Raw genomic sequence first — 6,416 nt, forward strand, 5'->3', positions numbered from 1 at the left:
TTAGACTCCTAGGATCGTGGGTAAAAGTTATGGACGTAATTCCTGCAATTGATATTTTAGATGGACGCTGCGTTAGGCTCTATCAGGGGGATTATCAACAGTCTGAAGTATTTGGTGAAGACCCTGTAGAGGTTGCTCAACGCTGGTATAGTCAAGGAGCTAAGTATTTGCATGTGGTTGATTTGGATGGAGCCAAGGAAGGTAAGCCCAAAAATTTAAAGGTAATTGAGGCGATCGCCCGTTCAATTCCGATGCGAGTGCAGATGGGTGGAGGCTTACGCGATCGCGAAAGTATCGTGTCAGTGCTGAACTCTGGCGTGAGTCGGGTGATTTTGGGAACGGCGGCTGTGGAGCGTTCGCAACTGATTGCCGATATCTGTGCAGAATTTCCTGAGCAAATCATGATCGGCATCGATGCTCGTGATGGCAAGGTGGCGACCAGAGGCTGGTTGGAAACCTCAGACATAATGGCCGTGGATCTCGCCAAACGGATGACTTCTGTCGGTATCGCAGGAATTATTTACACGGATATTCATCGTGATGGCACGATGCAAGGGCCCAATATCGAAGCGTTACGTCAACTTGCCGAAAATGTTGATGTACCTGTGATCGCGTCAGGTGGGGTTAGTTCGATTACGGATTTACTCAATCTGCTCTCGCTAGAGTCCGTTGGTGTGTCAGGGGCGATCGTCGGTAAAGCGATTTATACAGGAGATATTCAACTTAAAGAAGCGATTCGAGCAGTGGGTAACGGACGTTGGCAAGATGTAATTGATGGATCGGCGATCGCCTAATTAAAAGGCGTTAATATACTTGACACACCAAAGCGCTAAGCCCTCACCCCTAGCCCCTCTCCCGCAGGAGAGGGGAACAAGAAATCTAATATTTCTCCCCTTCTCCTGCGGGAGAAGGGGCTGGGGGATGAGGGGTGCGTCAAGTATATTAACGCCTAATTTAGAGGGGTCGCAAAGCGACTCCTCTAAATTAGCGGGGCAAAATAAAATGCGCCCAGACATCGCCATCCACTCCGCACATGTCGCGCATGTAGTTATAGGGATAGCGCAAACTTTTCCCCTCAGTTTGGCGATAACCTGTGAGGGCATTGCCATAGGGATCATGGACAATGTAGCCAAATTCATCGAAGCCGATGATACAAATGATATGTCCACCGTGGGTGAAGTAGCCACCAATGACGACAGGTCGATTTTCGATGATCTCTTGTTTGATTTGTGCCCATGTGCGAGATGTACTAAAGCCACCCCCAAATCCATAGGCTTGGTACAGCTTTTGCATAACTGAATTGTCAGTACGCGCCTGTCTACCGTAGCGATCGATGATCCATTGATATAGCTCATCCTCTAGTTGTTGGCGCGGATTGCGCGATCGCCTGCCATGAAAAGCCAACACCATCGCGATCGAAGTAACATTGCAGGTCACAAAAGGATCACGGGGGTTATCTAATTGCGAAAAATAGGGAACACCTAAAACCTTGCGCTTGGGCGTAAACTCGATCGCCCTATTGCCTTGCCTGAGATTGACATGCCCTGTAAATACAAACCCAGACTTTCCTAGGGGTGGTACATCTTCGTTTAAGGTGACTTGAAAATGAATATCGGAGAGACTATAGCTTTCAACCCCAAAAATATCGCCTGCGGTGAGAGGTGCTAACTCACTAGCGGCTAACTGGCGCGAATCGATCGGGCGTTTTTTGAATACTGTATTCTGTCTGACGGTCAGAGTTTTCATGTCTGGATCAAAGGCGATCGCTTTGCCATTTTTGGTAATGCTGACATGTCGCTCAAAGAAAAAGCCCACAGTCCCAAGGGGCGGAACCTCAGAGGTAAACTTCACCCGAAAATGACCATTAACCGCAGCATAGCCACTAATCGGATAGGTCGTACCCGCCTTGACCATGATCTTTTGCGAATTGGAAAGTCTGCTGGCATCCTGTGAAGAGGCTTTCAAAAAAGTGTCAGTGATTACCGTGGCGATCGCCCCCTTGATCTGAATATTGCTAACATCATCAGGATCAGCAAAATCGAGGGATTCACCTAATTTTGATAATTCGACATGGGGCAGAAAAAAGAACCCATCTTGTCCTACAGGTGCTAAGGGCTGTGCAAGTTTGACTTTGATATGGTGATCGGCGATCGCATAATTCCCATCCAACATCAACTCTGTTCCCGCCTTCACCGATACCTTCTGAGTAAAAGCCAGAGCCATCGAAGATGCTGTGGAGATTTTAAAAACTGTGTCTTGCTTTACCGTGAGCGTAATCGGTGCAAGTAAATCCACATGCAGCCCATAGAAATAACCAAATTCTCCAACAGGGGCGATCGGTTGCTTTAGTAAAACCTTGATATGTCCATCGACAGCGCCATAACGCAACACTTCAAAGGTTTGTCCAGCCATCACTTCGACCTTTGCATTGGGTGGTAAGGTTGAAGAATCCGCAGGTGAAGTTTTAAAGATCGTCGCTTGTTTGGTAACCAATGAAATTATCGGCTGTTTGACTAAAATATTAACGATTAACTCTGTCAAAAGCTGATTATTTGCACCTATAGCCCGCACCCTCAAAAACGTAGCTGATGCAGTGGGGAAACCTGCCGCAATTTTTGCTTGCCAAGTTCCTGTTGTGGTATTAAGTTGCACCGCAACGGTAGCCTCGTTGGGCAAGGTGACCAGAATCCGTGAAACTTGAGAAAAATCTGCGGTTCCTGCGATCGCAATTTCACGATTGATCTCGATTTCACTAGGTGCTTGGGTAACGGCGATCGCCGCCTTAACTACAACATCAACAGGTAAATCAACAGGTGAATTATTAGAAGCGTCTGTCATTGTTGTTCACTGTTTACTACTGTCTTTATTATCTAACAGCGCTTCGCGCTCAAACCCAAACCAAGAAAATTTTTGAAAGTGTTGCCTTGCAACACTTTCAAAAATTTTCTTGTGGTTCGTTTGCTCGTTAATTGCAAGAGTTAGCAAAACCCAAGAAGCGAGTGGCGGCGCTTCGCGCCGCCACTCGCTTCTTGGGTTTTGGGTTGTAAGAAAAACTTGCTTTGCTATATAAGTTAAAGCCATTTTAGTTAAGTCCTAAAAAGTAAAGGCGGCGTAATGCGCCGCCTTTACTTTTTAGGTTTTGTCTCCCCTTTGCATGAGAAAATAGCACAAACGTCTCTAGAATTAACTAGATAAGAGTATTGTTATGGGCTTTGCTGATTATTCGATCGCTGAGATCGCGGAAGACTACAAACTCACCCTTGAGTCTGTATTTAAATTGTGCGATCGCCTTGGGATCGCATACCAAGATGCTGAAACCAAACTCGCTTTGGAAGACGCAAAAGCGGTAATCATGGCATCCGAAGCCCAAAATTCTAAAATCTCTTCCAAAAATCCCTAAAAAATCTAAAGAGTAATCGCGATCGCAAAATCGCAATAAATCTTTGAGATTAGGTTAAATTCTTTTAGATAAACTTAGATAAATTAAGTTATGTCCGTAATTATGAACAAAAATTCTTTTAAATATTTAGCGGTGGCGATCGCATTTGTAATGCTAGCCTTCCAGCTTTTTACTTCTAGCGTCAGCGCCGCCGATATTCCCATCGAACTGCGTACTGTTCCCCTTAACGAAACTACCAACATTGTCTTGACTCAAAAAGACATTTCTAAGGGCAAGAAATTATTCTCTAATGCCTGTGCTACCTGTCATCTGGGCGGTGCAACTTTTACCAATCCTAACGTTAACCTTTCCCCTGAATCCTTGGCTGGTGCTTATCCAGTACGTAGCAATGTCCTTGGTTTGGTAGATTTCATGAAGAATCCTACAACCTATGATGGTGTAACTGAAATCTACGACGTTCACCCCAGTCTCAAGAGTACGGATATTTTCCCCACCATGCGTGGTCTTACTGACAATGACCTCAAGCTAATTGCAGGTTATATCCTCTACGAACCTAAGGTTAAAGGTATCGGCTGGGGCGGCGGCAAGGTATATTATTAAACTAGAAATCTGTGCTTTTAGTCGAGTCACAGGTTAGTTTCAAAAAGCTGATGCTCTTAGCTTTTCTCTACGTGTTTTAGTTGCTTTAGTTCGAGTCGAGTCGAATTAGTGCAGGTCAAGTTGAATTTTAGTCGGTAGTTAATTATGAATATTTCTTCCTTTGCGAAAAAGCTAGGTCTAGCGATCGCTAGCCTTTTGTTGGTTTTTGGTAGCTTGTTCATGACAGCTTCTCCTGCGGCGGCGGATACCGTCACCGTGAAGATGGGTTCTGATGGTGGTCAGCTTGTTTTTGATCCTAAAGTGGTCACAATCAAAGTTGGCGATACCATCAAATGGGTCAATAACAAAGCTTTCCCTCACAACATTGTGTTTGATGGTCATGAAGAACTTTCTCACAAGAAGTTGGCTCAAAAGCCTAAGGCTGAGCTAGAGTCCACCTTCAACGAAGCTGGTGAGTTCTCTTACTACTGCTCTCCTCACCGTGGTGCTGGTATGGCAGGCAAAGTGGTTGTCCAATAGTTCAACTAATAACTGAGCTTATTTGACAAAAAAGAGGAGCTAACATTGTTTGCTCCTCTTTTTTGTTGGAGTTTATTTGTACAGCGATCGCTTTGAGGTAATTGATGAGGATGGATCATCATCCTATCTAAATGTCATAATTATCAAAGATAGCTTTCCAAAAAATTTCATTCAGCATGAGTAACTGTCTTTGTCTTGCTTGCGATCGCGCAAACTCAATAACAACCAAGTTTTGCACTCAATGTGGCGCTAAGTTGCAAATTCAAGAGCGTTATCGTGCTTTGAAGGTAATTGGACAGGGGGGATTTGGTAAGACTTTCTTGGCTCAGGATGAGTCGAAGCCATCACAGCCGCGTTGTGTGATTAAGCAGTTTGCTTTTGAGGCGATCAATCCTAATGCGAGTCAAGGGACTTTGGATGTCGCCATCAGGTTATTTGAGCAGGAGGCAAAGCGGCTTGATGATTTGGGTAAGCATCCGCAAATTCCTGAACTGCTATCTTTCACAATTCATGAGGGTAAGCAGTACCTCATCCAAGAGTTTATCGATGGTGAGACTTTGGAGCAGGAACTAGCGCGAGTTGGTGCTTTTAGTGAGCAGCAGGTGCGGGATGTGTTGGTGGAGGTGCTGCAAATCTTGGAGTTTGTGCATGGCAAGTCGGTAATTCATCGCGATATTTCGCCAGATAATATCATTCGGCGGCGCGGTGACAAAAAGTTGGTGTTGGTGGATTTTGGGGCGGCTAAGCACGCAACGGCGACGTTATTGGCAAAGACGGGGACGGATCGGGAAGCCGAGTTATGGCGCTCCTGAGCAAATGTTGGGTAAGTCGGTGTTTCAGAGTGATTTGTTTGGGTTGGGTGTGACTTGTTTGCATTTGCTCACGAATGTGGAACCGTTTACGCTCTATGACGTTTTGGAGAATGAATATCAATGGCGACAGTTTTTGAATGGGAAGGTGGTGAGTGGTGAGTTTGGGAAGTTATTGGATCGGATGACTGCATACAGGGTAAAGGAGAGACCCAATTCAGTTACAGAGATTTTGCGAGAGTTGGAGATTAGACAAAAAACAAAAGATTCTTCATTTACAATTCGATCAACTAAAAGGATTGATCAACGTCAAACTAGGGATCGGATTAGGGAACTAAAACGTATAATTGATGGTTTGAGATAACAGTGAAGAGGGTAGAGCATTTGCGTATAGAGATTTCGGTGATAATTCATGAATTGTGGCGCAAATGCTCTACCCCTACAAATCTTAATTTTTAACAATATTCATTTCATGATTAATTTGATGGTTCAAACAATAAAATTCCGTAGGGGCAGAGCATTACCGCCATAATTTATGAATTTTAAGATCCATTTAAATCGGTAATGCTCTGCCCTAAACCTTCGCAAATCAACGACAATCCCTAAACCGCAGGAATAGGCGATCGGTAAAAGCAAAGAGGGTAGAGCATTTGCGTATAGAGATTTCGGTGATAATTTATGAACATCGGCGCAAATGCTCTACCCCTAAATCCCCACAAATTTGAATTTTTCTGTGATATACGTTTGATGATTAATTTCATAATTCAAACAACAAAATCCCGTAGGGGCAGAGCATTACCACCACAATTTATGAATTTTACAATCCATTTAAATCGGTAATGCTCTGCCCTTAACCTTCGCAAATCAACGACAATCCCCAAACCGCAGGGATAAGCGATCGGTAAAAGCAAAGAGGGTAGAGCATTTGCGTATAGAGATTGCAGTGATAATTTATAAATATTGGCGCAAATGCTCAACCCCTTGTATCTAGGAAGAAAAGTAAAGGATAAAATCTTTACTCAAATCCGAAAAAGCAAAAGCAGAGATAAACTCGTTCAACCCCTAGGGACACCAAGCCCGTAATGTAG

General features: G+C 44.2%; 8 protein-coding genes. 6 read left to right on the forward strand and 2 right to left on the reverse strand.

The genetic code is table 11. The features are described from left to right. Nucleotides 1-29: 29 nt before the first annotated feature. On the forward strand, nucleotides 30-794 hold the full coding sequence (gene hisA / locus VB775_RS13830) for a 1-(5-phosphoribosyl)-5-[(5-phosphoribosylamino)methylideneamino]imidazole-4-carboxamide isomerase (RefSeq protein ID WP_281007124.1): 765 nt from the start codon (nucleotides 30-32) through the stop codon (nucleotides 792-794). A 190-nt stretch (nucleotides 795-984) separates the two neighbouring features. Here hisA and VB775_RS13835 read toward each other — a convergent pair whose 3' ends face one another. Together VB775_RS13835 and VB775_RS13840 are read right to left on the reverse strand one after the other, a co-directional pair. Continuing rightward, nucleotides 985-2,838, reverse strand: a complete 1,854-nt coding sequence (locus VB775_RS13835; protein ID WP_281007125.1) for a C39 family peptidase — start codon at nucleotides 2,836-2,838, stop codon at nucleotides 985-987. A 6-nt stretch (nucleotides 2,839-2,844) separates the two neighbouring features. Further along, the gene (locus VB775_RS13840) at nucleotides 2,845-3,081 is read right to left on the reverse strand and encodes a hypothetical protein (RefSeq protein ID WP_281007126.1); all 237 of its coding nucleotides are present in this window, start codon (nucleotides 3,079-3,081) and stop codon (nucleotides 2,845-2,847) included. 124 nt (nucleotides 3,082-3,205) lie between these two features. Here VB775_RS13840 and VB775_RS13845 point away from each other — a divergent pair, with 124 nt between their 5' ends. The 5 genes from VB775_RS13845 to VB775_RS13865 all read left to right on the forward strand — a co-directional run bounded on the left by VB775_RS13845 (nucleotide 3,206) and on the right by VB775_RS13865 (nucleotide 5,692). Beyond that, the gene (locus tag VB775_RS13845; protein WP_281007127.1) at nucleotides 3,206-3,400 is read left to right on the forward strand and encodes a translation initiation factor IF-2; all 195 of its coding nucleotides are present in this window, start codon (nucleotides 3,206-3,208) and stop codon (nucleotides 3,398-3,400) included. Nucleotides 3,401-3,502: 102 nt separating this feature from the next. Continuing rightward, entirely contained in the window at nucleotides 3,503-4,000 is a 498-nt protein-coding gene (gene psbV, locus VB775_RS13850; RefSeq protein WP_281007128.1) for a photosystem II cytochrome c-550, read from the forward strand. Between the two features lie 144 nt (nucleotides 4,001-4,144). Continuing rightward, nucleotides 4,145-4,519: a plastocyanin gene (gene petE / locus VB775_RS13855; RefSeq protein ID WP_281007129.1), complete on the forward strand. Its 375-nt coding sequence runs from the start codon at nucleotides 4,145-4,147 to the stop codon at nucleotides 4,517-4,519. 176 nt (nucleotides 4,520-4,695) lie between these two features. Beyond that, nucleotides 4,696-5,331 carry a protein kinase domain-containing protein gene (locus VB775_RS13860; protein ID WP_281007130.1) on the forward strand — a complete coding sequence of 212 codons (636 nt, stop codon included), beginning with the start codon at nucleotides 4,696-4,698 and terminating at the stop codon, nucleotides 5,329-5,331. 4 nt (nucleotides 5,332-5,335) lie between these two features. Further along, nucleotides 5,336-5,692 carry a hypothetical protein gene (locus VB775_RS13865; protein ID WP_281007131.1) on the forward strand — a complete coding sequence of 119 codons (357 nt, stop codon included), beginning with the start codon at nucleotides 5,336-5,338 and terminating at the stop codon, nucleotides 5,690-5,692. Nucleotides 5,693-6,416 lie beyond the last annotated feature (724 nt).

The sequence above is a fragment of the Pseudanabaena sp. CCNP1317 genome (assembly GCF_034931345.1).
In the GTDB taxonomy this organism is placed as follows: Bacteria; Cyanobacteriota; Cyanobacteriia; order Pseudanabaenales; family Pseudanabaenaceae; genus Pseudanabaena; species Pseudanabaena galeata.

Bases quoted from the DNA above. Each gene is read 5' to 3' on its own strand.
- hisA (WP_281007124.1), top strand. From the start codon at position 30: ATGGACGTAATTCCTGCAATTGATATTTTAGATGGACGCTGCGTTAGG.
- VB775_RS13835 (WP_281007125.1), bottom strand. From the start codon at position 2,838: ATGACAGACGCTTCTAATAATTCACCTGTTGATTTACCTGTTGATGTT.
- VB775_RS13840 (WP_281007126.1), bottom strand. From the start codon at position 3,081: ATGGCTTTAACTTATATAGCAAAGCAAGTTTTTCTTACAACCCAAAAC.
- VB775_RS13845 (WP_281007127.1), top strand. From the start codon at position 3,206: ATGGGCTTTGCTGATTATTCGATCGCTGAGATCGCGGAAGACTACAAA.
- psbV (WP_281007128.1), top strand. From the start codon at position 3,503: ATGAACAAAAATTCTTTTAAATATTTAGCGGTGGCGATCGCATTTGTA.
- petE (WP_281007129.1), top strand. From the start codon at position 4,145: ATGAATATTTCTTCCTTTGCGAAAAAGCTAGGTCTAGCGATCGCTAGC.
- VB775_RS13860 (WP_281007130.1), top strand. From the start codon at position 4,696: ATGAGTAACTGTCTTTGTCTTGCTTGCGATCGCGCAAACTCAATAACA.
- VB775_RS13865 (WP_281007131.1), top strand. From the start codon at position 5,336: ATGTTGGGTAAGTCGGTGTTTCAGAGTGATTTGTTTGGGTTGGGTGTG.